The organism is Nitrospiraceae bacterium (assembly GCA_019637075.1).
GTDB lineage: Bacteria > Nitrospirota > Nitrospiria > Nitrospirales > Nitrospiraceae > JAHBWI01.
Genome location: JAHBWI010000001.1, coordinates 471394 through 497602, shown reverse-complemented (window position 1 = coordinate 497602; position 26209 = coordinate 471394). Strand labels below are relative to the sequence as shown.

At 60.6% G+C, this 26209-nt stretch carries 23 protein-coding genes; 17 read left to right on the top strand and 6 right to left on the bottom strand.

Going from position 1 to position 26209, the window contains the following annotated elements; genetic code table 11:
* Positions 1–621 precede the first annotated feature (621 nt).
* Together miaB and mtaB are read right to left on the bottom strand one after the other, a co-directional pair.
* Entirely contained in the window at positions 622–1980 is a 1359-nt protein-coding gene (gene miaB, locus KF814_02360; protein MBX3234971.1) for a tRNA (N6-isopentenyl adenosine(37)-C2)-methylthiotransferase MiaB, read from the bottom strand.
* Positions 1977–3332, bottom strand: a complete 1356-nt coding sequence (mtaB, locus tag KF814_02355; GenBank protein MBX3234970.1) for a tRNA (N(6)-L-threonylcarbamoyladenosine(37)-C(2))-methylthiotransferase MtaB — start codon at positions 3330–3332, stop codon at positions 1977–1979. Before mtaB ends, miaB begins: the two co-directional genes overlap by 4 nt.
* A 144-nt stretch (positions 3333–3476) precedes the next feature.
* Here mtaB and KF814_02350 point away from each other — a divergent pair, with 144 nt between their 5' ends.
* Both KF814_02350 and KF814_02345 read left to right on the top strand, forming a co-directional pair.
* Entirely contained in the window at positions 3477–3884 is a 408-nt protein-coding gene (locus KF814_02350; GenBank protein MBX3234969.1) for a hypothetical protein, read from the top strand.
* 241 nt (positions 3885–4125) lie between these two features.
* Positions 4126–5391 (top strand): MFS transporter, encoded by a 1266-nt coding sequence (locus KF814_02345; protein ID MBX3234968.1) that lies wholly within the window; start codon positions 4126–4128, stop codon positions 5389–5391.
* A 9-nt stretch (positions 5392–5400) separates the two neighbouring features.
* Here KF814_02345 and KF814_02340 read toward each other — a convergent pair whose 3' ends face one another.
* Entirely contained in the window at positions 5401–5691 is a 291-nt protein-coding gene (locus KF814_02340) for a hypothetical protein (protein ID MBX3234967.1), read from the bottom strand.
* Between the two features lie 73 nt (positions 5692–5764).
* On the opposite strand from KF814_02340, the gene KF814_02335 reads away from it, so the two are divergent.
* The 6 genes from KF814_02335 to KF814_02310 all read left to right on the top strand — a co-directional run bounded on the left by KF814_02335 (position 5765) and on the right by KF814_02310 (position 13196).
* Positions 5765–6205 (top strand): DUF4359 domain-containing protein, encoded by a 441-nt coding sequence (locus KF814_02335; protein ID MBX3234966.1) that lies wholly within the window; start codon positions 5765–5767, stop codon positions 6203–6205.
* 327 nt (positions 6206–6532) lie between these two features.
* The gene (locus KF814_02330; protein MBX3234965.1) at positions 6533–10075 is read left to right on the top strand and encodes a vitamin B12-dependent ribonucleotide reductase; all 3543 of its coding nucleotides are present in this window, start codon (positions 6533–6535) and stop codon (positions 10073–10075) included.
* A gap of 90 nt (positions 10076–10165) precedes the next feature.
* Positions 10166–10468: a cupin domain-containing protein gene (locus KF814_02325; protein MBX3234964.1), complete on the top strand. Its 303-nt coding sequence runs from the start codon at positions 10166–10168 to the stop codon at positions 10466–10468.
* 26 nt (positions 10469–10494) lie between these two features.
* Positions 10495–10905: an ACT domain-containing protein gene (locus KF814_02320; GenBank protein ID MBX3234963.1), complete on the top strand. Its 411-nt coding sequence runs from the start codon at positions 10495–10497 to the stop codon at positions 10903–10905.
* An 11-nt stretch (positions 10906–10916) separates the two neighbouring features.
* Entirely contained in the window at positions 10917–11597 is a 681-nt protein-coding gene (locus tag KF814_02315; protein ID MBX3234962.1) for a septal ring lytic transglycosylase RlpA family protein, read from the top strand.
* 285 nt (positions 11598–11882) lie between these two features.
* Positions 11883–13196, top strand: coding sequence for an HlyC/CorC family transporter (locus KF814_02310; GenBank protein MBX3234961.1), 1314 nt, complete (start codon positions 11883–11885; stop codon positions 13194–13196).
* Here KF814_02310 and ligA read toward each other — a convergent pair.
* The 3 genes from ligA to KF814_02295 are packed head-to-tail and all read right to left on the bottom strand — an operon-like array spanning position 13171 to position 18037.
* Positions 13171–15180, bottom strand: coding sequence for an NAD-dependent DNA ligase LigA (ligA, locus tag KF814_02305; protein ID MBX3234960.1), 2010 nt, complete (start codon positions 15178–15180; stop codon positions 13171–13173). The genes KF814_02310 and ligA overlap by 26 nt on opposite strands.
* Positions 15181–15182: 2 nt before the next feature.
* On the bottom strand, positions 15183–17084 hold the full coding sequence (locus tag KF814_02300) for a hypothetical protein (GenBank protein MBX3234959.1): 1902 nt from the start codon (positions 17082–17084) through the stop codon (positions 15183–15185).
* Entirely contained in the window at positions 17084–18037 is a 954-nt protein-coding gene (locus KF814_02295) for an AAA family ATPase (protein MBX3234958.1), read from the bottom strand. Before KF814_02295 ends, KF814_02300 begins: the two co-directional genes overlap by 1 nt.
* Positions 18038–18273: 236 nt before the next feature.
* On the opposite strand from KF814_02295, the gene KF814_02290 reads away from it, so the two are divergent.
* From KF814_02290 to trpA, 9 genes are all read left to right on the top strand, one after another.
* Positions 18274–18981: a LysM peptidoglycan-binding domain-containing protein gene (locus KF814_02290; protein MBX3234957.1), complete on the top strand. Its 708-nt coding sequence runs from the start codon at positions 18274–18276 to the stop codon at positions 18979–18981.
* 12 nt (positions 18982–18993) lie between these two features.
* The gene (gene trpE, locus KF814_02285; protein ID MBX3234956.1) at positions 18994–20496 is read left to right on the top strand and encodes an anthranilate synthase component I; all 1503 of its coding nucleotides are present in this window, start codon (positions 18994–18996) and stop codon (positions 20494–20496) included.
* A gap of 85 nt (positions 20497–20581) precedes the next feature.
* Positions 20582–21145 carry an aminodeoxychorismate/anthranilate synthase component II gene (locus KF814_02280; GenBank protein MBX3234955.1) on the top strand — a complete coding sequence of 188 codons (564 nt, stop codon included), beginning with the start codon at positions 20582–20584 and terminating at the stop codon, positions 21143–21145.
* 94 nt (positions 21146–21239) lie between these two features.
* Complete coding sequence (trpD, locus tag KF814_02275; protein ID MBX3234954.1) at positions 21240–22253, top strand: anthranilate phosphoribosyltransferase; 1014 nt, start codon at positions 21240–21242, stop codon at positions 22251–22253.
* Between the two features lie 2 nt (positions 22254–22255).
* Positions 22256–23080 carry an indole-3-glycerol phosphate synthase TrpC gene (trpC, locus tag KF814_02270; protein MBX3234953.1) on the top strand — a complete coding sequence of 275 codons (825 nt, stop codon included), beginning with the start codon at positions 22256–22258 and terminating at the stop codon, positions 23078–23080.
* A complete protein-coding gene (locus KF814_02265; protein ID MBX3234952.1) occupies positions 23077–23391 on the top strand; it encodes a hypothetical protein in 315 nt (104 codons plus the stop codon). Before trpC ends, KF814_02265 begins: the two co-directional genes overlap by 4 nt.
* Positions 23392–23395: 4 nt before the next feature.
* On the top strand, positions 23396–24025 hold the full coding sequence (locus KF814_02260; protein ID MBX3234951.1) for a phosphoribosylanthranilate isomerase: 630 nt from the start codon (positions 23396–23398) through the stop codon (positions 24023–24025).
* Positions 24026–24074: 49 nt separating this feature from the next.
* Positions 24075–25265 (top strand): tryptophan synthase subunit beta, encoded by a 1191-nt coding sequence (gene trpB, locus KF814_02255; GenBank protein MBX3234950.1) that lies wholly within the window; start codon positions 24075–24077, stop codon positions 25263–25265.
* Positions 25266–25380: 115 nt separating this feature from the next.
* On the top strand, positions 25381–26187 hold the full coding sequence (trpA, locus tag KF814_02250; protein ID MBX3234949.1) for a tryptophan synthase subunit alpha: 807 nt from the start codon (positions 25381–25383) through the stop codon (positions 26185–26187).
* Positions 26188–26209 lie beyond the last annotated feature (22 nt).

The window sequence follows — 26209 nt, the reverse complement described above, 5'->3', positions numbered from 1 at the left end:
CCCAAACACACCTACGGCGATAATCGTTTCCAGGCTCAGGCCGCGAGGGGCCTCTTCGGTTTGGATCCGGGCGGTGTCCTTCTTCATGGGAATCCTCTGGGGCTGGTTGGTGGTTGAGGGCCTTGTGAATAGTCAGTGATGTCAGTGGTCAAGCAAGGGCTATGCCCTCTTTCCAGGTACTTATCGGTTGTCTTGGGGAGAGATCCGGCTGCGTTAAGTCAGCCTGGAATACGGGGATTCCGGTGATCCGGCTGCAGGGAGAGTAGCTGTCCTAACTTGTTGGTTTTACGGGGATCGAAATGGCATCGTGAGGGAGTCTGATCCCAACGGCCGCTGTGAGGACATTCGAACCATCCACTTGAATAGAACCATAGCGAAGTGTGTCAGTCTGACGACGGGACGTCGAAAAATTGGCATCCCCCTGTCCAAGACTGGGCAGGGGTGTCCGAGGTTGTACCGGCAAGCACAGGGTGGCACAGGTGGTGGGGGAGAAGATGTATCTCGTGAAGCGTGAAGCGATTCAAATCAGGCCGACGGGCTGTCTGCACCGTCATCAAGAATCCATCTCTCTGCGAGAGATGAAACAGGAGATATGAAAGACCAGGTATTTGCCGTAGGGATTCAGATTCTCGCTGCGCGCCGTTCCAGCCGTCCGAGCAGGACCGCAGCGTTGGCGTCGTGGATCGTGATGGGCTGGAGGCTTCCCAGGCTGACGGGGGCGTCGCTCTTGTTCCAAATGACGGTGACGTTCGTATCGGTCCGTCCCATCCATTGTTCGGCTGAACGTTTGGAATCGCCCTCCACCATGACCGGAAGGGTCTGGCCGATGACGGCGCGGTTGAACGAGGCAGTGACCGGGCGCTGGAGGTCTACGAGCCTGCTGACCCGCTCACCCTTGACCTCTTCGGGGACATCGTCGGGGAACTTGCGGGCGGCAATGGTGTTCTTCCGTTCCGAATACTTGAAGATGTAGGCGGAGTGGTACTGGGCTTCCTGGACGGTCCGGTAGGTATCCATGAACTCGTCCTCGGTTTCCGAGCAGAAGCCACAGATGATGTCCGTGGTCAAGGCAATGCCGGGGTGTCGCCGACGGATGCGCTCGACCAGGCTCAAGTAGTCCTTGCGGCTGTAGGTTCGGTTCATCATTTCGAGAATCCGGTCGCTGCCGGATTGGAGCGGCAGATGGATGTGTTTGCAAATGTTGGGGTGGCCGGCCACGGCATCCAGCAGGTTCTCCGGAAAATCTTTGGGGTGCGGCGAGGTGAACCGGACCCGCTCGATTCCCGGCACTTCAGCTACCGCTAAAATCAGTTTGGCGAAGTCCCAGTCATCAAAGCGGTAGGAGTTGACGTTCTGGCCGAGCAGCGTGATCTGTTTATGGCCCTGAGCCGCAGCTGCTTCCGCTTCACGCACGATGCCTTGGGGGTCGCGCGACCGCTCCCGTCCCCTCGTGTAAGGCACCACGCAGAAGCTGCAGAAGTTGTCGCAGCCCCGCATGATGGCGATCCAGGCGTTGATGCCTCCGTCCCGTTCAGGAAGGATGTCGTCGTAGGTTTCGTATTCCGACAGATCGACGGCGAGTCCGCGCCGGGCAAGCCCCTGCTCCTGAGTCGCCAGGGCGCTGGTCAGCAGCTCCGGGAGTTGCCGGTAAGCGTCCGGGCCCGCGAGCACATCGACCAGCGGCTGCTTCTCCGTCAATTCGGATTTGAGATTTTGTGCCATGCAGCCAAGGACTCCGACTACGAGCGGGCGCTGTTCCTTGATGGTTTTCAATTCCGACAGGTGCCCGAACACCTTGTTATGGGCGTTTTCGCGGATGGCGCAGGTATTCATGAGGATCACGTCGGCCCGCTCCCGATCCTCGGTGAACTCGAACCCGGCCTTTCGAAGGAGCGACCGGACCAATTCCGTGTCGTACTCGTTCATCTGGCAGCCGTAGGTTTCGATATGGACTGTAGGTGGTTTAGCCGAAGAGGTCATCGTGCAACCATCGCAAGGGGTGCCTTTATATCGTGCTTCGCCGTTGGGGAGAGTTCTCCGACGGCGAGGCCGTCCATTATACCGGTGATCGTGACATCCTGTATCGTGCCGGCCGGGTCCAGTTTGCTGGCCAGCCCAACGCGCAAAAAATTCCCACTTGTTCCGGTGCGCAACCCCTGTCGCTCTCCCTTTTCGAAGAGGACAGGTAAGGTCTGCCCGATATGGCGTTGGGAGAAGCTGAGGGCTTTTTCTCGGGAAAGCTCGGTCAGGATCTGACGCCTTTTCTGCACCGTTCCGGGGGACAATGACGATTCCAGCCTGGCTGCGGCAGTTCCGGGCCTTTCCGAATAGCTGAACACGTGGAAGTAGGAGAAGGGGAGTCGGGTTGCCGCCTCTCTTGTGCGCTCGAATGATTCTTCGTCCTCGCCGGGGAAGCCGACCAACAGATCAGTTCCGAAGCCTGCATCGGGCATGAATGCCAGGGCCCGGTCCATCAGGGCCTCGTACTCGCGGAGATTGTATCGCCGGTTCATGGCCTCCAGGATCCGGTCATCGCCGCTTTGCAGGGGGATGTGGAGATAGCGGCAGACTTTCGAAGAGTGAGCCATATGCTCGAGAAGGTCTTCGGTGACGGTGGTCGGTTCAATCGAAGAAATCCGGATTCGCGCGACGCCCGAAATTGCCTCGAGCTGGCGGAGCAGATCGACGAGCGATGCCCCTTCCTGCCGGTACCGCCCAATATTCACTCCGGTCAACACCAGCTCTCGATAGCCTGCGTCGGTCAATTCCTTGGCTTCACGAAGGACGTCGATCAAGACCCGGCTGCGTTCGCGGCCCCTGGCAAACGGAATCAGGCAGAAACTGCACATGAAGTCGCAGCCATCCTGAATCTTCAGCAGCGCCCGGGTCGAGTCGGAGTAGGCGGTGCCGGGTAGGATGAAATCCTCCCGGTCGATGGTTCGGCTGTGCTGGAGCTCCGGCGCGGTCCTCTTCTGCAGGTGCTTTGGCGGCGGCAGATACTCCGGGAGCTTCATCTTGAATTCGGTTCCGACGATCAGGTCGATCCCTGGGATCGATTGGAGCAGGGCTGCGCCGGTCTGGGCATAACAGCCGGTGACGGCAACGAAGGCTTGCGGCGAATGGCGGAGCGTTTTCCTGACTGCGTAGCGGCAATCCTTTTCGGCGCTCTCGGTGACGGAGCAGGTGTTGAGCACGAGCAGATCGGTGTCCTCGCCGAACTCGACGAGCCGATAGCCCTTCTTGCGCAGGAGATCGCCCATCATGGACGTCTCCGACTGACTGAGGCGGCAGCCGAGGGTATGTAGCGAGGCGCGAGGAGTCTGATCGGACATAGGTCGCGATTATAAGAGGCCAAGGATTCGCACGGCAAGGCAAGGTGCAGAGGGAAATCTGCTTCCACTTCTTGAAGAGGCGCAAAAGCGAATGGTACGATGACAAAACATGCCCGAGACGGACATCACAAGGAACTCGGAGCGATGACGAAAGGTCCCTTCGCCGCCAGCCTCATTCTTGGACTGCTTTTGCTGCTCCCGACCGGTGCCGGCTGGTCCAAAGAAAGTTTGCCCCTCGAGCCGGACGTCAGCACGCGCATCGACGAACTCTACGATCACGAGGCCCGCATGTTCATCATGTTGTTCTCCCTCAAGGGAGACGGCAAGGTGGACTACATCACCGCGAGGATGGTTCAAGAGTATTCTCGCAGCAACTATGGCAATCCGGTGTACTACACGGAGCAGTATCCGCTGTTTTATTGGTGGGACCACACGATGTGGAACGATCCGGAGCAGGACGGCGTGAACGGCAACGAACGCGTCTACCAGGAAAACATCGAGTTCGACATTGCCCGCTACAAGCCCTGCCGTTTCAACGGGCAGGAGTGCTGAGTCCGTTTCCGTTCCCGGGTTGTTTTCCATTCAAGTCGTTCTTTCCCTGCACCCTCCTGGAGTGCTCCCGGCATTCCAAGCTCCGAAGCCGCAATCAGACAGCCGTGCAGACGCGACTTCTCTGCGATCGTCCGCGCGCCGTTCGTGAGAGTCTCGAAGGGCATGCTTTCACGATTCTCCGCGCATGACCAGTGGGTTGGTGATATGCTGCCGTCTATGATCGTGAGACCTTGTTGATCCGATGAGCGCAGCCACACTTCGCAGCCTCTGGAGTCCTCGACTCGGCTTCATGTTGCCGTTGGGCTTTGCTTCCGGTCTTCCCTTGGCCCTGACCGGGGGAACGCTTCAGGCCTGGCTCACCGAGGCAGGACTGGACCTGAGCACGATCGGACTGTTTGCCTACGTCGGCCTTCCTTATACATTGAAATTCATGTGGGCTCCGGTCATGGACCGGCTGGTGCCGCCCTGGCTTGGTCGGCGGCGCGGCTGGATGATCTTGACGCAGTTCGGGCTGGCCTTGGCCCTCGCTGCGATGGCGCTGCTCGGCCCCTTGGCCGGGGCTCAAGTCTTCGCGGGATTGGCCTTGGGCGTCGCCTTCCTTTCCGCTTCGCAAGACATCGTCTTCGACGCCTACCGCACCGACCTATTGAAACCGGATGAGCGGGGGCTCGGCGCCGCTACCTGGGTCATGGGCTACCGTCTCGCGATGATTGCGTCAGGCTCTCTCGCGTTGATCCTGGCTTCCAGGATGGGCTGGCCCGCGTCCTATCTCTGCATGGCCGGGCTGATGCTGCTGGGATTGATCACGATTCTCATGGCGCCCGAGCCGGAGCAGGTCCATGAAGGGCCGAAGTCGATGCAGGAGGCGGTCTGGGGGCCGTTGCAGGAGTTTCTCACCCGCCCTATGGCCGGCGCGCTGCTGGGGCTCATCGTGCTGTATAAATTAGGGGACGCCTTCGCCGGCGCCTTGACGACGTCGTTCCTGCTCCGCGGCATGGAGTTTACGTCCGAGGATATCGGGTTGATCCGTGCGATGGGCATCGGCGCAACCATTCTCGGCGCATTCATCGGAGGGAGCCTCATGCCTCGCATGGGACTCTTTCGCAGCCTCTTCGTATTCGGCCTGCTGCAGGCGGTTTCCAACCTGTCGTTTATGTGGCTCGCCTGGGTGGGGAAAAGTTATGCGGTGATGGCCTTTGCGGTGGGGTTCGAGAACTTGACGGGTGGAATGGGGACGGCGGCTTTTGTGGCGTTGGTGATGTCCCTGTGCGATCACCGATATACCGCTACCCAATTTGCGCTGCTGTCCTCGGTGGAAGCACTCGGGCGTGTCTTTCTCGGCTGGCCCGCGGCGAAACTCGTGGGTCTCATGGGATGGGGGCCGTTCTTCTTCGTGACGTTTTTGGCTGCGGTTCCGGGGCTCTGGATGCTCTGGCATCTGCGCCGCCCAGTCGAAGCCCATGCCGTGCTCACTGAAGAGGCATACGAGGCGAGTGTGTCCTGCTAAGACAACTCGCTATTTCAGTTTTCGCTGCAGAAAGAGGACGAACAGCATCAGGGTGGGCAGGGGGGCGAACACAAACGGGACGAGCCACAGCAACACGTTCTTGCCGCGGACCCGGGCCTGATCGAACATCCAGATGAACACCCAGACGATCAGGCCTGCATAGTTGAGCGCCATCCAGCGGGTGGTGTGGATTTTCAACCCGCTGCTGGAATCGGGCGAGCCTTGGAGGAGAAAGACTCCGAGCAACAGGACGAAGGCCCCGAGTAATCCCGCGACGAGACGTTTGTTCCACACGAACATAGTGCCCTCCTCATGGCAGTCGTAGGCAATAAGGACGGGCGAAAGGCCCGCCGAAATTGGGCGTAAGCTAAACATGCCAAGTCCAATTGTCAAACCGACGTCGCGGATGTCGGCATCTCGGGCCGGCGTCACGCAGAGCCGTGGAGGCCTGATCCGCCTGGCACTTCTTGCGGCAGGACTGGCGGCCGCGGTGGCCCTTGCCGCGACGAATCCGACGATGGACGGATATGTCCGGTTCGTCGAGGTGCGGTTGGCGGCAGAAATCGAAAAGATGGATCAAGGGGCGTCGCGCGCCGAGCAAAACCTCATCAAGGGAATTTTTCGCGCGCGAGGCATCCAATTGGTCGACAGCGTCGTGCGCCCCAACAGCACGAGACGAAATTGGGGACTCTTCAGCCTTTTCGAGACACATGTGCTGGATGAACGGGTGTTGGTGCTTGGTGTGGCCGAGCATTTTCTCCCGATCCGAGGTGTCGATGAGGTGACTCTGAAGGTCGGTCGACTGGCCTTTTGACCGTAGTGAGAAGAAAAATGGCTCTACCAGAGACTTTCCCTCCTTTTGGCCCCGGTCAACTTGTGGATAACTCGCCAAAAATCGTCTGAAACCGGCGTCAATTCTGCCTTCCTGACTATCACCAGCTTATCCCCTCATTTCACAGTCAAACCACAACATTTTGTTTGACAGGTTTTTTGAATAGCTATATATAGTGCGCTTGCAGGGGGTTGGTTCAGCGGTCACGTCAAGGATGAGACCCCTTTCCGGTTGCGTTTCAGCTCTTCACAGCAGCTTCACACTCAACCAGTACCAATCGCTCGGCACCTAATCGCTAAGGAGGGACCAGTGAGGATTGAACGGCGATTCACCAGGCGTGGGCAGAGCCCCTATGAGGGTCTTGCATTCGTCAAGCGCTCCTCGGAGATCCGGAATCCAGACGGATCGACCGTGTTCAAACTCGAGAATATAGATGTTCCGGAATCCTGGACGCAGCTGGCCATCGACATCCTGGCCCAGAAGTATTTCCGCAAGGCCGGGGTGCCGCAGTTGGATGCGGCAGGAAAGCCGATGGTCGATGCCGCAGGGAAGCCTGTCACGACCGGTGAGCGGGATGCCCGGCAGGTCTTCGAGCGGCTGGCCGGTTGTTGGACGTTCTGGGGCAAGAATCACGGCTACTTCAAGACCCCGGAAGACGCCACCGCGTTCCATGATGAGATGTGCTACATGCTGGCCTATCAGATGGCCGCCCCCAACTCGCCGCAGTGGTTCAACACCGGGTTGCACTACGCGTATGGCTTGACGGGGCCGGCGCAGGGCCACTTCTATTTTGACCCGAAGGTCGGTGACGTGGTGAAGGCCGCCAACGCTTTCGAGCATCCCCAGCCGCATGCCTGTTTCATTCAATCGATCGAGGACGATCTGGTGAATGAGAACGGCATTATGGACCTGTGGGTGCGCGAAGCGCGGCTATTCAAGTACGGCTCCGGGACCGGCACGAACTTCTCGCGGTTGCGCGGAGACGGAGAGCCATTGTCGGGCGGCGGACGGTCCTCCGGGCTCATGTCCTTCCTTAAGATCGGCGACCGAGCGGCCGGCGCGATCAAGTCCGGCGGGACGACGCGGCGGGCGGCCAAGATGGTCTGCCTCGACCTCGACCACCCCGACATCGAAGAGTTCATCGATTGGAAGGTGATCGAAGAGCAGAAGGTCGCCGCGATGGTGACCGGCTCGAAGGTGTGCGCGCAGCGTTTGAACGGCGTGCTCAAGGCCTGCACCCTCAAGGGGAACGACGGCCAGAGCCAGGTCGAACTGGACATGAAGAAGAACCAGCCCTTGCGGGAGGCGGTAGCGGCGGCCCGTCGGGACATGGTCCCCGAGGCCTACCTCCTGCGCATGTTCGACTACGCCAAGCAGGGCTACACCCATTTCGTCTTCCATGAATACGACACGAATTGGGACGGCAAGGCGTATCAGACCGTGTCGGGGCAAAATTCCAACAACAGCGTCCGGATTCCGAACGGCTTCTTCGAAGTCTTGGAGCGGGACGGCGATTGGGAACTGCGCCGGCGGACCGACGGCAAGGCGATCAAGACGGTCAAGGCCCGCGACCTGTGGGACAAAATCGCCTGGGCGGCTTGGATCTGCGCCGATCCCGGGACGCAGTACGACACGACGATCAACGAGTGGCACACCTGTCCGGAGGATGGACGGATCAACGCGTCGAACCCCTGCTCGGAGTATATGTTCCTAGACGACACGGCCTGCAATCTGGCCTCGTTGAACCTGTCGAAGTTCTTCAATGCCGAGGGCGAATTCGACCTCGAATCTTTCCGGCATGCGGTGCGGCTCTGGACGGTCGCGCTGGAGATCAGCGTCTTGATGGCGTCGTTCCCCAGCCGTTCCATCGCGCAGAAGAGCTACGAGTTCAGGACGCTCGGCCTCGGCTATGCGAACTTGGGTACGATCCTGATGCGGCAGAGCATTCCCTACGATTCGCCGAAGGCGCTGGCTCTTTGCGGCGCGATCACCGCGATCATGACCGGTGAATCATACGCGACGTCGGCGGAAATGGCGGCCGAAATCGGCCCGTTCCCCGGCTATGCGAAGAACCGCGAATCCATGCTGCGCGTGATCAGGAACCACCGGCGCGCGGCTTACGGCGCAGCGGAACACGAGTACGAAGGCTTGACCATCAGGCCGATGGCAATTCAGCCGGAACATTGCCAGCCGGAAATCCTCTTGGCGGCGCGACGCGCCTGGGACCGCGCGTTGGAATTGGGAGCCGCCTACGGCTATCGGAACGCGCAAGTCACCGTTATCGCCCCGACCGGCACGATCGGGCTCGTCATGGATTGCGATACCACCGGCATCGAACCGGACTTCGCGCTGGTGAAGTTTAAGAAGTTGGCGGGGGGCGGGTATTTCAAGATCATCAACCAGAGTCTTCCGCCGGCCTTGGCGGCGCTCGGCTACAACGACGTCCAGATCGAGGATATCGTCGGCTACTGTGTGGGGCGGCAGACGCTCAAGGGCGCGCCGTTCATCAATCACGACACGTTGCGTCAGAAGGGCTTCGACGAGGCGGCGCTCGAACGGCTGGAGGGGCAACTCGGGGCGGCGTTCGAGATCCATTTCGCCTTCAACAAATTCACGCTCGGCGAGGAATTTTGTCGGGAGAAACTCGGCATCACCGAAGCGCAGATCGCCGATCCGACGTTCAACATGCTCAAACACCTCGGCTTCACCCAGGAGGATGTGGTCGCCGCGAACGACTATTGCTGCGGCACCATGACCGTGGAGGGGGCGCCGCATCTGAAGACGGAGCATCTGCCGATCTTCGATTGCGCCAATCGTTGCGGGCGTCTAGGCCAGCGGTATATCGCGGTCGACGCCCACATTCGGATGATGGCGGCGGCGCAGCCGTTCATCAGCGGGGCGATCAGCAAGACGATCAACATGCCGGCCGACGCGACGCTCGAGGACGTGAAGGCGGCCTATATGTTCGCCTGGAAGAGCATGGTGAAGGCGGTGGCACTCTACCGCGACGGGTCGAAGCTGAGCCAGCCGTTGAACGCGTCATCCGATTCGGGCAAAGCGGTGGAAGCGGCGCCCAGCGTCGCGCAGGTAGCAGAAAAACAGGCAGAACGCGTCTTGGTTCGGTACTTGGCCAAACGGCGGCCGCTTCCGGCGCGTCGCAGCGGCTATACCCAAAAGGCCATCATCGGCGGTCACAAGCTCTACATCAGGACCGGCGAGTACGAAGACGGGACGGTCGGTGAGATCTTCCTCGACATGCATAAGGAAGGCGCCGCGTTCCGCAGCCTGATGAACAACTTCGCGATCGCCATTTCACTCGGCTTGCAGCACGGTGTGCCGCTGGAGGAATTCGTCGAGGCCTTCGTCTTTACCCGGTTCGAGCCGAACGGGCCGGTCAAGCTGAACGATCGCATCAAGATGGCGACGTCCATCATCGACTACATCTTCCGCGAGTTGGCGATCACCTACCTCGAGCGGAAGGATCTCGCGCAGGTGCAGGAAGAAGACTTGCGGATGGACTCGATGAAAAAGGACGATCAAGACCCGGAATGCGTGGCCGAGGAAGTGGACATGACGGCCTTGGCCAAGTCGTCGATCCTCACCGAGCATCTGCCGCGCCGCAACGGTCTGCACGACCATGGGCATGGCAACGGCCATGGCCACGGGAACGGCAGTGTCGCCCATAAGCTGGAACTGAAGCGGGAGACCTTGACCGTGACCTCGGTGCGGCAGGAGGCGAGGGAGAAGGGCTACGAAGGCGATCCCTGTCAGAATTGCAAACAGTTCACGCTTGTGCGTAACGGCACATGCTTGAAGTGCATGACCTGCGGCGAAACCAGCGGCTGCTCGTAGTGACGCCGCAGTCGCTGTCCTGATGATCTAGGACGAGGGGATGCGGTGCCTGCAGCTGCATCCCCTCGGCAGTTTGATCGGGATATTGGGATGAGCGGTGAATCATCCATGGTTGCCCGCGAGGAGATTGCCGAGCGGTGGCGTGCAAGAGGCTTCAGTTGTGATGTTTGGGTTGATCCGCCCGGGCAAGTGTGGGAGGATTACGCCCACGCGACCGATGAGCTGGTCTTGGTTCTCGAAGGGCGCCTCGAACTGGAATTCGGCGGGCGCCTGGTGCGGCCGGCCGTGGGAGAGGAAATTGTCATCCCAGCCCGCATCCCCCATACCGTGAGGAATATCGGGGGCACTACCGCCAGATGGCTCTACGGGTACAAACGCGAAGGTCATCGTTGATCTGAACCATCAGAGGAGAGGAGCCGATGCCGACAACCACGCAGTTTGCCGTCAGCGGGCAGAGTAAGCCGGGAGTGCTAGCCCAAGTCGCGGCCGTTCTCGGGGCCGCCGGAGTCAACATCAAGGCCTTTTCCGCGCCGGAAGTGACCGGGCAGGGAAAGTTGCGGCTGATCGTGGCGGATGTTGACGCAGCCCGCATCGCGCTCAGGAAAGCCAAGATTAAGTTTCGGGAAGAAACGGCGCTGATCCTTAGTTTGGAGAACAAGCCGGGGGCGCTGAAGCAAGTGGCGGATTCGCTGACGAGGGCCCGCATCAACATCAAGTGCGGCTATTGCACCCCGTCCCGCGAAGGAAAACGCGCCATCGTGGTGCTGACGGTCTCGAATACCACGAAGGCTCTTGGGGTCCTGCGGACCCAATCCCTCGACGAATTCTAACCGACCTCACGATGGAGGGGGAGAAGACACTGACGCAGCGTCTTCTTCCTCTCCTGCTCGTTCTTTTTCTCACCAGTCTTCTCGGAGGGTGTGCCGGCTGGGGCCAGAGCCGCCCCATCTATCCTCCCGGTTATCCGCTTGGGTTCATCGAGCGCGGCAGCGCGTCCTGGTATGGTCCCGGATTTCATGGCAACCGGACCGCCAACGGGGAAGTCTACGACATGCACAAACTGACGGCGGCCCATCGGACATTGCCCCTGGGCTCCGTGGCGCTGGTCAGGTCACTCAGCACGGGGCGGCAAGTCACGGTGCGGATCAACGACCGGGGCCCGTTCGCTCGCGGCCGTATCCTCGACCTCTCGCTGGCCGGAGCCCAAGCTTTGGGGATGGTCGGGCGGGGGACCGAGGAGATCGAATTGAAAGTGATCGACTACCAGGGACGGGGGGCGGAATTGGGCGTCTTGCGGGTCCAGGTCGGCTCGTTTGCGGACCCCGCCAATGCCCAGGCGTTGGTTGAACGGCTGAAGGGTGCCTATCCCGGCTCTCGCATCATCGGGGTCGATCTTCCGGCTGGACGGCGATACCGTGTCTATGCCGGATCTTTCACTGACGAAAGCCAGGCTGAGCAGGCGGCAGCCCACCTCAGGCGGGCCTTGGATATCGATCCCTTCATCGTCAGGGACGACACATGATGCGATGACTACGGGTTTTTGTTAGGGGTTCCCGAGCGGGAACGGAAGATAAGTTATTGGAAAATTGGCTGGAAGTCGATTTTGTTGGAATCGCGGTAACGCTTGATGCGTTACCGTCCGTGTGATAATTGTATAACGCGATGGATGATAGTGGCCCGAGAGGACCGTATCAACTCATCTTCTTTCACTGGCAGCCTGTCACCGGGTCTGACATCCACCTGGTGATCCAAGGACGCACAATCCACTCCCAATCCAGTTATAACCGGGCCTGATCTCGATACGTCTATGGACATTATCGTACTGATATTCCTCATCCTATTGTCGGCCGTGATCTCCGTCGTCGAGGTGGGGTTCTACTCCGTCAACGATACGAAGTTGCGGGCGCTGGCGGATCTAGGCAGCAAGCGGGCTGAAATGGCCCTTCATTTAAGAAACGATCCGCAGCGACTCCTCCTGACCATTCTCGTTGCCGACCGACTTATTGATACGGCCACGGCTTCCTTGGCCACCATCATCACGTTGAACCGCTTCGGCGGGCAGGGGCTGGAGGGGGTCTTGGGCGAGGCCTTCGCGGTCTTGGTCGGTATCCTGACCTTCGTCTTGCTGGTCTTCGCAGACCTGGTGCCGAAAACCTTGGCGGCCAAGTTCTCCGTGCCGGTCGTCTTGAACATGGCTTATCCCGCTTATGCGGCCCAGCAGGTGTTGAAACCGATCATGTTCTTCGTCGTGCCGCTGATCTACAAGCTCACCGGGGGCAAAGGGCTCAGCGTGCCCTTCGTGACCGAGGAAGAGCTGAAGATCATGCTGGACGAAAGCAGCAAGAGCGGCGTGATCGAGGCGCAGGAAGTCAAAATGATCAAGAACGTCTTCCAGCTCAAGGACATTACGTCGGAAGACTGCATGACCCCGCGAATCTACATGTTCGCGCTCGACTGCAACCTCCTGCTGAAGGAGGCGAAGGAGCTTCTGTTTAAGTCCAAGTATTCACGGATTCCGCTGTACGAAGGGACGCTCGATAACATCATCGGCATCCTGTACAAGACGAAGGCCCTGACGGCCCTAGCCCAGGGGCTCAGTGAAATGAAGGTGCGGGAGATCGCAAGCCCCGCGCTGTTCGTGCCCCATACCAAGTCGGCCGACGACCTGATGAAGCAGTTTCAGCTCGACAAGCGGCACATGGCGATCGTCGTCAACGAGTTCGGCGGGGTCATGGGACTGGTCACGCTGGAAGATCTTTTGGAAGAAGTGGTCGGAGAAATCGTCGATGAGACCGACATCACCGAGGAGCTCATCAAGCGTATCGGAAAGAATCAGATCCTCGTTCACGGCCGCACGGAAGTGCGGAAGGTGAACGACTTCCTCAAGGTCGATCTGGGGGACGATGCCGTCACGATCAGCGGCCTGATTCAGCACGAGCTCGGCCGGATCCCGAAGGTCGGCGAGGAGGTTCACATCGGCAACTGCCGGCTGGTGATCCACGAGGCCGATCCCCGCGTGATCAAGAGCGTGCAGATCTACAAGGAAGAAAAACACCCGTCCCACGTCGAGGCGGTGGTCGGCGAGGCCATGCCGGTCAGTCAGGTTTCAGGAGATCGGTAAAGTCCGACTCGGTCAGGATCTTCACGCCTAGTTTCTGCGCCTGCTCCAACTTCGATCCCGGTTCCGTCCCCACCACGACATAGGATGTTTTCTTGCTGACACTGGAGGAGACCTGGCCGCCGCGGGACTCCACGAGTTGTTTGGCTTGGTCGCGGCTGTAGCCGGACAGTCCGCCGGTGAACACGAAGGTCTTTCCGGAGAGGGTCTGGCTCGCAGCAGCCGGGCTCTCCTGGACCGCAATCCGTAAGCCCCGCTCGAACAGCCGCGCGATCACCCGACGATTTCGGTCCTCGCTGAAGAACGAGGCCAGGCTCGCGGAAATCTCCGGTCCGATCTCACGCACCTCGAGGAGTTGCTCCTGCGACGCTTCCATGAGGCGGGGCAACGAACCGAATTGTTTGGCGAGGACGCGGGCGATATGCTGGCCCACCTGGCGGATGCCCAGTCCCATGAGAAACCGGTCCAACGTCGCGCCCTTGCTGCGCTCAATCGACTCGATCAGCAGCGTCGCGGAGCGATCGGCAAACCCTTCCAAGGTCAACAGTTGCTCCTTCGAGAGCGCATAGAGGTCGGACAGGTCCCGCGCGAGGCCTTGGTCGACCAACTGTGCGACGGTCTTTTTCCCCAACCCGTCGATGTTCATCGCGCTCTTGGACGCGAAGTGCTCGATGGCGCCTTTGAGCTGCGCCATGCAGGCTGTTTGGCCGGTGCAGTAGTAGTAAGCGCCTTCCCGAGCCACCGCTGAACCGCAGACCGGGCAATGATCCGGCATCTGAAACGGTTGGTTTCGCTCCTCTCCCGGCACCGGCACCCGTTCCGCAATTGCGGGAATGACGTCGCCGGCCCGCTCCACTTTCACGGTGTCTCCGACGCGCACGTCTTTTCTCGCCACCTCGTCCGCATTGTGCAGCGTGGCTCGGCTGATCGTCACGCCGCCGACTTCAACCGGCTTCAATAGAGCGAGGGGGGTGAGCGTCCCGGTGCGTCCGACCGATACGGCAATGTCTTGGATGACAGTGATCTCCTTGCGGGGCGCGAATTTGTAAGCGATGGCCCAGCGGGGGCTACGGGATTTGCTGCCTAGTCGATCCTGCCAGTCGCGACGGTCCAGCTTGACGACGATCCCGTCGATCTCGAAGGGGAGTTGCTCTCGCGTGGCATCAGTGGCGCGATGGAACTCGAGGACCTCATCGATGGATTGGCAGCGCCGGCGGTGTTCGGGAACCGGGAGGCCCCAGCCTGCCAAGGCTTCGAGTTCGTCCCAATGCGTGGCGGGCGCCGGCCCAGCCAGGGCCATGATGTCGTAACAGGTGATCGTCAGCGGCCGCGAGGCGGTGATGCGGCTGTCCAGCTGGCGCAATGATCCGGCTGCAGCGTTCCGTGGATTGGCGAAGGCTTCCTCGCCCCGTTCCGTCATCCGACGGTTCAGGTGCTGAAATTCATCCAACTTCATGTAGACCTCTCCGCGCACGACCAGTTGCGCCGGTGGAGACGAGGCCGATATGAGTTGCAGCGGCAGGTTTCGAATCGTCCGCAGGTTGACGGTCACATCTTCCCCGATCGATCCGTCTCCGCGGGTGGCTCCGCGCAGGAACCGACCCTGCTCGTAGACGAGTTCTACGGACAGTCCATCGAATTTCGGCTCCACGGTATAGGCAACCTGTGCGGTTTCGAGTTCGCGCTTCATGCGATTGTCGAACGCCAGCACCTCGCCCTGTTCTATGATCGAGTCGAGACTGAGCATGGGTTTGACGTGCGCGATCTTGGTCAGCTCATCGAGCGGTGCTCCGCCGACCCGTTGGGTGGGTGAGTCGGGCGAGACGAGGTCCGGATGGGCAGCCTCAAGGTCGACCAGTTCACGAAAGAGCCGGTCGTACTCGGCATCGGAGATCTCCGGTTTGTCCTTCGTGTAATAAAGGTGATCGTGGCGGGAGATCTCTTTTCGCAGTTCGGCAATACGCGCGGCGGCGTCGGTGCGTGACATGGTCAGGACTCGCGAATGAATTGGGCGGCGAAACTTCGGATTTCGTGGCCGTTGAGTACGTGAAATCGGCGCAAGCGATCGATCAATTGACCCGAGAACCGGCTCAAGGGAATGGGAACGAGCCGCCGACCGAAATGACGGGCGATCCGCCGCCACTGCGCCCGCGGGGGAACCGGGGTGACCAGGGCGATGTGCGTCTCCCGTGAGTGTACCGCTCCGGCGGCGATCAACCGTTCCTCCAGTGTCTTGGCAAAGCTCAACCCCTCGTCGGTCCAGATGTCGGCAATGGGTCGAGGTGGAAACATGAACAGCGCGCCGCCGTACCGAGACTGGCCGATGCCCGGCCCGACCATGTTGTGCAAGAACGGGGTCGCGTAGAAACAGAGCGTCGACTCTTCGGCATGTTCGGCATACCAGGTCGCTTGCCAACTGTAGTCTTCGGGATCGGCGGGAGTATCGAACAAGAAGATGACGGTATCGACGTTTCCTCGAGCCGGGGGAATCTCACGCACGTAAATCTCGAGCTTCTTCGACCCACCAGGTTGGTGGCGCTTGTACCAATGGCGGAGACTCTCACGAAGATCGATCCCATCTTTGAAGGAGGTCGAGAATTTCTCGACCTTGGCCAGATCGGACCCGATGATCGCCTTGGCCTGTTCGCGCACGTGGGTGTGAAAACTTTCGATCTTCGTATCCTCGGGAGGCCAGGAACATTGCCGATTCGGGTTCCAAAGGTATGACCAGCGGCGGCTGGATCGGCGCGCCGGCTTCGGCCGAAGCGAAAGCGATCGCCATACGAGCGGCGTACCCTGCAATCGATTGGTCGCGCGCAGGACACGTCCGTCCGGTAGTTCCAGCTGTCCAAGCCCGGCTGAGACTACCGGGAGATACGACGTGCGGTCCTCCTGGTACGCATAACTTTTTGCAGTCTCCAACAGCCGAACGGCGAATGCATCTCCGGCCATTTGTTTCGCTGCGAGTACCAGACTGTAAAGGTCGGGAGTCAGACGCCGATCGAGCAGCGCCAAGTTCCGGACATATTGCAGGTACGACTGCAACAACTGCGGCGTGACCCAGCTCGGAACCGACTGCCCTTCTTCGTCATGAGACGCCTGCCAGCGGGAGCGGGTTTCGAGCAGCAGCTCTTTGATACCGTCGACGGACAGGTGGCGATCCGAGTGGACCGTGGCCCTCCGCCGCTCATAGAGTTCCGTGATGAAGGGGAGCTCTCCCAACAAGAAGTACAGGGAGTCCTTGTCTGCCCGGTACCGTTCCGGCCACCCTTGTACGACCTCCGGCTCTTGAAATGGTGCCCGCTGCCGGTAGGCTTCCCTGAGCCATGGCCAATCCGCCAACTGGCAGAGACAGAGGATGGACTCATATTCCATCTCCAGCTGGTGGAGTTGGAACGCCATCCAGGCGATGCGTGCTTGCTGCTGGGAACCCGCGGTCGGTTGCGGCAGGACCGGCACCATTGCGGCGGCGAGGGCCGAGAGGGAAAGCTGCTTCAACGCATAGGCATCGGGCGAGATGAACGAGACTGGTTCGAATGACGCCACCTCTCGGTCGATGTAGGCGCGAGGGATACCTTCGCCCATGGCGACGCGAATGCCCATGATCACGGGCTGGCAGGGATCGACCGGCACGAAGTTGACCCGCTCGGTCTCGCCTCCGTCGGACTCTCGTTGGACGACGATGCCGATTGCGGGGAGATCGAATACCGCATCTTCCAAGGGACGCTCGAACGAGGGTGGAAGGGGGAGCGCCAGGCAATCGAATGGGCGGCTGATCACGGTCTCGCGCACCTCCTGGGCCATGTCGCCGCTGCCGTGGAGGACGGGCAAGAGTTCAATACGGGGAGAGAGACGGAAGACGGAGGCCGATTCGGGCGTCGGGGCTGCCATCAGCGGTCGGGGTGTAGAGGATCGTCGGTTTCAAAAAAGAAATCGCCCATCCCTTGCGGCAGGGCCTGATCGCCGAGCGCGCGTTTACGGCGGCGCGATTGCGTCGGAAGATCCAGCGCCTCTTCGCCCAACACTTTGATGAGCGCCTCGCGCCAGGCCTCGTCGGCGGCCAACGGATGAGTCGGGTCCTGCGCGCGGCGCTTCAACGCGTATTGGAGCAAATGGATGCCGTCTCGTACGGAATAGTCGAGGCTTAGCCGGTGAGCCTCCTGGAGAAACTCCACCGTCAGGGCCAACATGTCCGTCGGCGCGAAGGGCAGGTGGTATTTCAGGATCGCCAGCTCGTCTTCTCTCGTCGGGAAGCCCATGCCCAGGGTCGGCTGGAGGCGGGACAGGATGTAGTCCGGCACCTCATAGGTGGAGGCATCTTCGTTCATGGTGACGCAGCAACGGAAGTCTTCATGGGCATGGATGAGGATGCTGGCGACGATGGATTCCACACAGCGCCGGTGGTCCAACAGCGAGGCCAGGGAGGCCCAGCTCTTCTCGTTCATGCGGTTGCCTTCGTCCAGGACGCAGATGCTCCCCGTGAGCACGGCGGTCACCAGCGGCGAGGCGTGGTAGGTAATTGTGCCGGATTCAGCCAGCACGGGCGTGACCAGCAGATCCTCCGGCCTCGTATCGGCGGTGCATTGAAAAATATAGAGGTCCTGCTTGCGCTCGCGGGCCCCGGCCATTGCGAGCGTCGTCTTGCCGATGCCCGGTTGCCCCGTAATTCTGGGCGAGAGCGGCAAATCGCGCGGATCGATCACCAGCCAGCAGGCCAGCAGTTGCTTGAGAATCTCGCGATTGCCGATCCAATCTTGGGCTGAGGTCATCGGCCGAGCCAGATGGAGCGTCACGCCGTCGATTTGGACCGTCCGTCCGGCGGCCGGTTGCGACAGTGGAGGCATGGTCTTTCGGGGGTGCCTTTGGATAGAATGAGCGTCGTTCTCGGTCGAACCGTAACACAGGGTCGGCAAGAGGGTCAAACCACCGCAGCGCCCGTTTCACTTTGACTTTCGCTGATTTGGCCCGTATTCTAAGTCCCTTTATGAGCGCCGCAGGCCAGCAGGGACGCGGACAAACTCACGGTTCGTGTGAACGGCAAGAGTCATGTGATGTGACTCGGCAAGGGAGGAGTGGCGCAATGTACGACAAGCATGGACGAGTCATCGGCACCACCATGATGAAATGCGGCGTGATGGCGGCGGGGTTGTTGTTCCTCTCCGGTTGCGTCATGTCCGAAAAGTATGAAGCCGAGAAGGCGCGGAGCCTGAACTTTCAGCGGCTGCTCGCCCAGGAAGAAAAACGCAGCGCGGAGCTCGACAGCGAGGTCAAGCGCGCGAAGCGCGAACTGGCCGAGTACGAAGCGCGTAATCGGGAACTCGGCGCGCAGGTAGAAGCCGTGCGGCAGCAGGCGGCCCAGATTCAGGATGAAGCGCAGGCCATGAAGGAAGCCGCATTGCTGGAGAAGCGGGCACAGGAAGACATGCGGCGCTTGACGACGGTGCCGAAACCGAAGAAGGCTGAGAAGCCCGCCAAATCGGAGTCGCTCTCACCTCCCACCGAGCCGTTTGCGGATATGAAAGCGGAAATGAAGAACGACCTGTCGTCGGATATCCTGGATTTCAAGTCCGACGTGAAGGACAAGACCAAGTCGGCGCTCGGTGAAATGGAAACGGCGGGGGCTGAAGCCGCGCCGGCGGTCGGTATGACCCATACGGTCAAAGCCGGCGAGACGCTCTACCGGATCGGATTGAAATATCACGTGTCCCTCGACAAGTTGCGGAAGTGGAACAATCTCTCGAAGGACCAGATCGAGGTGGGGCAGAAACTGATCGTGAGCCAACCCTGACGACTGAACGAGATGGCCGGTAACAAGCAACCCTATTCATTGAGCCTGGATCAATTCCGGGCCCTGGCGGCGGAAGGGAACTTGATTCCGTTGTATCGGGAGATTTTGGCGGACTATGAGACGCCGGTGTCGGCGTTCGCCAAGATCGATCATGGCCCCACGGCCTATTTGCTGGAAAGCGTGGCGGGTGGGGAGAATTGGGCGCGCTATTCGTTCTTGGGCAGCGGGTCCGCCGCCGTCATCCACGAGCAGAAGGGTGACCTGGTTCTGACGCGCGGAAAGAAGACGATCCGTATTCAAAGCCGCGGCAATCCGTTGGCGCGGCTGCAAGAGTTGATGGAAGAGTATCGGCCGGTGACCGTCCCGGGGCTGCCGCGTTTCGTCGGCGGCGCCGTCGGTTTTTTCGGCTACGACATGGTGCGGACGTTCGAAGAGCTGTCGGCGCGCCGCAAGGAAAGCGTCGGCTTCCCGGACTTCGCGTTCCTGCTGACCGACACTCTGCTGATCTTCGACAACGTTTCGCAGAAAATCAAAGTCGTTGCGAACGCCTATCTGGAATCGAACAAGGAGCGCGACGTCCGCGAGGCCTACCGCCACGCCACCGCCCGGATCGAAAAGATGATCGCGCGGTTGAAGCGTCCGGCCAAGCGCCTGCGTCCGAAGCAGCGGCGCAAGCCGATCACCTTCACCTCCAACATGAGCAAGGCCGATTTCGAGAAGATGGTCGTGCGGACCAAGGAGTACATCCGCGCGGGAGACATCGTTCAGGCCGTGCTCTCGCAGCGCTGGGAGACGCAGATCCACACGACGCCGTTTCAGCTCTATCGCGCGTTGCGGGTCATCAATCCTTCGCCCTACATGTATTACTTGCGAATCGCCGGGGTTGAATTGGTCGGGTCGTCGCCCGAGACTTTGGTGCGCTGCGAGGACGGCAAGGTGTCGCTCCGTCCGATCGCCGGGACGAGACGACGGGGGCAAACGCCGGAGGAAGACGAGCAACTCGGGCGCCGCCTGTTGGCCGACGAGAAAGAACGGGCCGAACACGTCATGCTGGTGGACTTGGGGCGCAACGACGTGGGGCGAGTGGCGAAGCGCGGCACCGTTACGGTCGATTCACTGATGCAAGTCGAGCGGTATTCCCACGTGATGCACATCGTGTCACAGGTCACAGGCGACCTCGACGAAGGTAAGACGTCCTACGATGTGTTGCGTGCCTGTTTTCCCGCCGGCACCGTGTCCGGCGCGCCGAAGATCCGCGCGATGCAAATCATCGAAGAACTGGAACCGACCAGGCGCGGGCCCTATGCCGGCGCGGTCGGTTACTTCAGTTTTTCCGGAAACATGGACATGTGCATCAACATCCGCACAGTCGTGATCAAGGGCCGGCAAGCCTATATCCAGGCCGGCGCCGGCATCGTGGCGGACTCGAACCCCGAACATGAATACGAGGAAACCTGCAACAAGGCCCGCGCGATGATGAAGGCGATCGAACAGGCGGAGCAGGGGCTGGAATAGGATTTGAGGCGTGAAGAAAGCCTTGCTCACTGTTTCTCGCGAGATACGCTTCACGAACGACGAATGACCACTGCGAGCCACTGACATGCTGCTCATGATCGACAACTACGACTCCTTTACCTACAACCTCGTCCAGTATTTCGGCGAGTTGGGTGAGGACGTGCAGGTCTACCGCAACAACAAGATCACGCTCCAAGAGATCGTCGATCTCAAGCCCAGCCGCATCGTGATCTCCCCCGGACCCTGTACGCCGAAGGAAGCGGGGGTGTCGGTCGAGACGATCCGCATGTTCGGGGGCAAGTTGCCGCTGCTGGGGGTGTGCCTGGGGCATCAATCGTTGGCGGTGGCCTTCGGCGGAGAGGTCATCCGCGCGGAGCGCCTCATGCACGGGAAGACGTCCATGATCCGTCACGACGGGAAGACGATATTCCGTAACCTGCCGAATCCCTTCGAAGCGACCCGCTACCATTCGTTGATCGTGAATCGGAAGAATCTTCCGGATTGTTTTGAGATCAGCGCCGAAACGGATGCGGGCGAGATCATGGGGATGCGGCATAAGACCCTCGGCATTGAGGGCGTGCAGTTCCATCCGGAATCGATCCTGACCACGGCGGGCAAAGATCTGCTCAGAAATTTCTTGAAGCTCTAGCAACCAGCGGTCGGCAGTGAGCCGCCAGCCATCAGCAAACCCTGAGAATTGTCGGCTGAAGGCTGCGGGTTGATCGCTGAACTCCTATCCCGGAATGATCAAAGACGCCATCAGTAAGCTTGCCGATCGAATCGCCCTCTCCGAAAAAGAGGCCGAAGAGGTCATGGGCGAAATCATGGATGGCAGCGCCACCTCCGCTCAAATCGCCGGCTATCTCATGGGATTGCGGATGAAGGGGGAGACGGTCGAGGAGATTGCCGGGTCCGTGCGGGCAATGCGGGCCCGTGCCTTGAAGATCCGGGTCGCCGACCGCAAGGTGGTCGATACGTGCGGCACCGGCGGCGACCGAGCAAATACCTTCAACATTTCCACGACGGCCGCCTTCGTGGTCGCTGGGGCGGGCCTCACGGTCGCGAAGCACGGCAACCGGTCCGTCTCGTCCAAGTCCGGCAGCGCCGACGTACTGGCGGCACTGGGAGTCAGGATCGACTTGCCGGCGGATCGAGTGGCCGACTGCGTCAATGAGGTCGGGATCGGCTTCCTGTTTGCGCCGCTCTACCACAGCGCGATGAAACATTGCGCGGCGCCTCGTCAGGAGTTGGGGATTCGCACCCTGCTGAACATTCTCGGCCCGCTGACCAATCCGGCCGGCGCGGGGCTTCAGGTCGTCGGCGTGTTCGACCCGGGGCTGACCGAGCTGCTCGCGAAAGTACTCGTGCATCTGGGCTCCCAACGTTGCTTCATCGTCCACGGTATGGATGGGCTGGATGAAATCACGCTGACCGACCGTACTCGGATCTCCGAAGGCAAGGCTGGGGTGGTCTCGAGCTACTTCGTCGAGCCCAAGGAATTTGGGTTGACCAGAGTCGCTCCGAAGGCGTTGCTGGGCGGAACGGCGGAGGACAACGCAGGTATCGCCAGGGACATCTTGCAGGGACGCAAGGGGCCGCAACGCGACATCGTGTGTCTCAATGCCGCACCTGCCATCGTGGCCGGCGGCAAGGCCGCGACGCTGCAGGAGGGATTTGCCGTTGCGCAACGGGCGATCGACGCCGGCGCCGCCATGGAAAAACTCGACAGGCTCATCGCATTTACCAAGAAGGCCTAGCCGTGATTCTCGACCGTATCATCGAACATAAGAAAGCCGAAATTCGCCACAAGAACAGCCGCGGCTATCTGTCGGAGCTCAAGGCGAAGATCCGAGACGCCGCCCCGGTGATGGGGTTTGCCGTGACGCTGGATGCCACGCGGCGGCCGGATCGCCCGGCCATCATCGCGGAGGTGAAGAAGGCTTCCCCGAGCCTGGGACTCCTGCGCCCGGAGTTCGAGGAGCGGTTCGAGCCGGTGAAGATCGCCTCGGCGTATCGGGAACACGGCGCCGCTGCGGTCTCGGTCCTGACCGATAAGGATTTCTTCAAGGGCAGCTTGGAATACCTTGCGGCCGTCAAGCAGCAGGTGGGGCTGCCGGCGCTGAACAAGGAGTTCATGGTCTCGGACATCCAATTCTACGAGGCCCGCGCGCATGGAGCCGATGCTATTCTCCTCATCGTCGCGGCCTTGGAGAAGCGTCAACTGATCGACTTTGCCGCGCTGGCGAAGGAATTGGCCCTCGACGTGTTGGTCGAAACGCACCATGAGCGTGAGTTGGACGTTGTGCTCGAGTGGTTGCCGGACGTACGGTTGATCGGCATCAACAATCGCGATCTCAAAACCTTTTCAACCGACCTGGGCGTAACGCAGCGGCTCGCCAAGCGGATCCCCGCCGACAAATTGATCGTGAGCGAAAGCGGCATCCATAAGCGCGCCGACGTGCTACGGCTGATCGAATGCGGCGCGCACGCCATGCTGATCGGGGAGTCGTTGATCCGCGCCGACGATATCGGGAAGAAGATTCAGGAACTGCTGGGCGAGGACACCAAGAAGGAGGAGGCATGAACCGTCTGCTCTGTTCGGCTGTAGCGCTGGGGGTTTTGTCTTTGAGCGGCTGCGCCAGCACCGACGTGCACGAGTTCGTTCCGAAGTGGGACAAGTGGATCGGATCGACCAAAGACGAACGGATCCGCGAGTTGGGCATTCCCAACAAGTGCCACACCTTCAAGGACGGCGGTGAGGTCTGCGAGTGGTCGGTGCAGCAGATCGACGGCCGCTACGAGACGATCGGCCTGACCTTCAATTCCGGCGGAAAGGCCTGCGAGTGGTCGTACCGGGGCTTCTACGGCCAGCAGGCCAGCAAGGCGAAGTGCTGAGGTCATGTCGATCAAGGTCAAGATTTGCGGGATCACGAACGAGCAGGACGCGGCGGTGGCGGTCGAGTCCGGCGCCGATGCGCTGGGTTTCGTCTTCCATAAGAAGAGTCCCCGCTGTGCAGAGGCGGCGACGGTCAAGGCGATTATCCGGGGGCTGCCGCCGTTCGTCATTCCGGTCGGGGTCTTCGTCAACGAGGACGCCAAGGTCGTGCGGGATGTGATGGACGACTGCGGCCTGGCGTTGGCGCAGTTGCACGGCGATGAGCCGGCGACCTACTGTGAACTGCTCGGTCGTCCGGCCCTCAAGGCCATTCGGTTGAAAGATCGGCGATCGTTCCTGGCATTGGCCGAGTTCAAGGGCCGCGCGCAGGTTCGGGGTTTCGTGGTGGACGCGTTTTCTCCCGATGCCTACGGCGGCACCGGCCAGGTGACGGATTGGAGTCTGGCGGCGGAGGCCGCCGCTGCCGCGCCCGTGTTGTTGGCCGGCGGGCTTACACCCGAAAACGTCGCGCAGGCGATCAGGCAGGTGCGCCCCTACGGCGTGGACGTGAGCAGCGGCGTCGAGGCTTCGCCGGGACGGAAAGACCACGGGAAAGTGCGGGCGTTTCTCGCCGCGGCGCGACTTGTCACCTAGTCCCGCAGCGTCTATACTTCACCACGCTCGGGACCACGAGAGGGTTGCCATGGCATTACCGGATCGACACGGACGGTTTGGACAATACGGCGGGCGCTATGTCCCGGAAACGCTCATGCCGGCGCTCCTGGAGTTGGACGCCGTCTATGAGAAAGCTCGTCGCGACAAGCGGTTCCAGGTCGAGTTCAAACATTACCTGAAGGAATACGTCGGTCGTCCGACGCCGCTCTACTTCGCCCAACGGCTGACCAAAAGACTCGGCGGGGCGAAAATCTATCTCAAGCGCGAAGACCTCTGTCATACCGGCGCGCACAAGATCAACAACGCCATCGGGCAGGCCCTGCTGGCAAAGCGCATGAACAAGCCGCGGCTGATCGCCGAAACAGGCGCCGGCCAACACGGCGTCGCCACCGCGACCGTAGCGGCCATGTTCGGTCTCCGCTGCGAAATCTACATGGGCACGGAAGACATGGAACGGCAGGCGCTCAATGTCTTTCGCATGCGATTGCTCGGCGCGACCGTCACCGGTGTCGACGCGGGCAGCCGGACTCTGAAGGATGCGATCAGCGAAGCGATGCGCGATTGGACGACGAACGTACGGAACACCCACTATGTGCTCGGCTCGGTGCTCGGGGCGCATCCCTATCCGATGATGATCCGCGACTTCCAATCGGTGATCGGCCGCGAGGCGCGCAAGCAGATCCTCAAGCTGGAGGGGCGGTTGCCGGATCGACTCATCGCCTGCGTCGGAGGCGGCAGCAACGCGATGGGGCTGTTCTATGCGTTCGTGCCGGACAAGAAGGTGCAGCTCGTGGGGGTTGAAGCAGCCGGACTCGGAGTGGAAAGCGGCAAACATGCCGCGCGCTTTGCGGGCGGTCGTCCGGGGGTTTTGCAAGGTACGATGACCTATCTACTGCAGGACGAGAACGGCCAGGTGAACCTCACGCATTCGGTGTCCGCCGGTTTGGACTATGCGGCGGTCGGACCGGAGCATGCCCACTTAAAAGATCTGAACCGCGCGCAATATACTTCGGCTACCGACGACGAGGCCTTGGCGGCGTTCGATCTGTTGGCCAGAGAAGAAGGCATCGTGCCGGCCTTGGAAAGCGCCCATGCCATCGCCGAAGTCGTGAAAGTGGCGCCCAGGATGAAGAAAAGCCAGATCATCGTGGCCAATCTCTCGGGCCGCGGCGACAAGGATGTGCAACAGGTAGCTAGGATCAAGGGAGTCACTCTATAAGACGTTCTTCGAGAAGCATGTTCGTGTCTCGCAAGAAGAGCCGTCGGGGAGATGTGCCAGCGAGAGACGAGATGCGCTTCACGAAAGACGAACGACGTCTCGTAAGATGCAAACCATGAATCGCTTAGATCAGACTTTCAGCCGATTGCAGGACAAACGCGAGAAGGCCTTGATTGCCTACATCATGGCGGGCGATCCTTCGCTCCAGGAGACGGAACAGCTGGTGCTTGAATTGGAGCGTGCCGGCGCCGACGTGATCGAGCTGGGCGTGCCCTTTTCCGATCCGATTGCAGACGGGCCGGTCATTCAGAAGGCGGCGGAGCGTGCGCTGCGCAGCGGGACGACGCTGCGGAAGATTCTTCAATCAGTGAAATCCCTGCGCGCTCAAACCCAGATTCCGATCGTCCTGATGGCCTACTACAACAATATCCACGCGTTCGGCGAGGCGGATTTTTGCCGAAAGGCTGCCGAGGCAGGTGTGGACGGGCTGATCGTCCCGGATATGCCCCCGGACGAGGCGGGACCGCTGCGCAAGCCGGCCGACGAGGCGGGAGTGCATTTGATATTTCTCTTAGCCCCGACCAGCACGGCCTCCCGCCGAGATTATGTGGCGAAGCAGTCGGGCGGCTTCGTGTACTACGTATCGATCACCGGCATTACCGGCGGGAAACTGGACGATGTGCCGGATGTGGCGGCGAACGTCGCGAAAATCAAGAAAGTGACCAAGACCCCGGTGGCCGTGGGATTCGGTGTGGCCACTCCCGAGGATGCCGCCCGGGTGGGCAAGATCGCGGACGGCGTCATCGTCGGCAGTGCGATCGTGCGGCGTGTGGCCGAACATGGACAGGATAGCCGGTTGGTGCCACAGGTCGGCGCCTTCGTGCGTTCGCTCAAGGCGGCCATGCAACCGGCACAGGCATGATGGACTCAACGAGAGGAAGGTG

Coding starts and splice junctions, on each gene's coding strand:
- trpD (MBX3234954.1), top strand. CDS start 21,240: ATGATCAAAGACGCCATCAGTAAGCTTGCCGATCGAATCGCCCTCTCC.
- ligA (MBX3234960.1), bottom strand. CDS start 15,180: ATGTCACGCACCGACGCCGCCGCGCGTATTGCCGAACTGCGAAAAGAG.
- KF814_02350 (MBX3234969.1), top strand. CDS start 3,477: ATGACGAAAGGTCCCTTCGCCGCCAGCCTCATTCTTGGACTGCTTTTG.
- KF814_02260 (MBX3234951.1), top strand. CDS start 23,396: ATGTCGATCAAGGTCAAGATTTGCGGGATCACGAACGAGCAGGACGCG.
- KF814_02290 (MBX3234957.1), top strand. CDS start 18,274: ATGTACGACAAGCATGGACGAGTCATCGGCACCACCATGATGAAATGC.
- KF814_02310 (MBX3234961.1), top strand. CDS start 11,883: ATGGACATTATCGTACTGATATTCCTCATCCTATTGTCGGCCGTGATC.
- KF814_02335 (MBX3234966.1), top strand. CDS start 5,765: ATGCCAAGTCCAATTGTCAAACCGACGTCGCGGATGTCGGCATCTCGG.
- KF814_02300 (MBX3234959.1), bottom strand. CDS start 17,084: ATGGCAGCCCCGACGCCCGAATCGGCCTCCGTCTTCCGTCTCTCTCCC.
- miaB (MBX3234971.1), bottom strand. CDS start 1,980: ATGACCTCTTCGGCTAAACCACCTACAGTCCATATCGAAACCTACGGC.
- trpA (MBX3234949.1), top strand. CDS start 25,381: ATGAATCGCTTAGATCAGACTTTCAGCCGATTGCAGGACAAACGCGAG.
- KF814_02320 (MBX3234963.1), top strand. CDS start 10,495: ATGCCGACAACCACGCAGTTTGCCGTCAGCGGGCAGAGTAAGCCGGGA.
- trpE (MBX3234956.1), top strand. CDS start 18,994: ATGGCCGGTAACAAGCAACCCTATTCATTGAGCCTGGATCAATTCCGG.
- KF814_02345 (MBX3234968.1), top strand. CDS start 4,126: ATGAGCGCAGCCACACTTCGCAGCCTCTGGAGTCCTCGACTCGGCTTC.
- KF814_02340 (MBX3234967.1), bottom strand. CDS start 5,691: ATGTTCGTGTGGAACAAACGTCTCGTCGCGGGATTACTCGGGGCCTTC.
- KF814_02315 (MBX3234962.1), top strand. CDS start 10,917: ATGGAGGGGGAGAAGACACTGACGCAGCGTCTTCTTCCTCTCCTGCTC.
- KF814_02280 (MBX3234955.1), top strand. CDS start 20,582: ATGCTGCTCATGATCGACAACTACGACTCCTTTACCTACAACCTCGTC.
- KF814_02325 (MBX3234964.1), top strand. CDS start 10,166: ATGAGCGGTGAATCATCCATGGTTGCCCGCGAGGAGATTGCCGAGCGG.
- KF814_02265 (MBX3234952.1), top strand. CDS start 23,077: ATGAACCGTCTGCTCTGTTCGGCTGTAGCGCTGGGGGTTTTGTCTTTG.
- mtaB (MBX3234970.1), bottom strand. CDS start 3,332: ATGTCCGATCAGACTCCTCGCGCCTCGCTACATACCCTCGGCTGCCGC.
- trpB (MBX3234950.1), top strand. CDS start 24,075: ATGGCATTACCGGATCGACACGGACGGTTTGGACAATACGGCGGGCGC.
- KF814_02295 (MBX3234958.1), bottom strand. CDS start 18,037: ATGCCTCCACTGTCGCAACCGGCCGCCGGACGGACGGTCCAAATCGAC.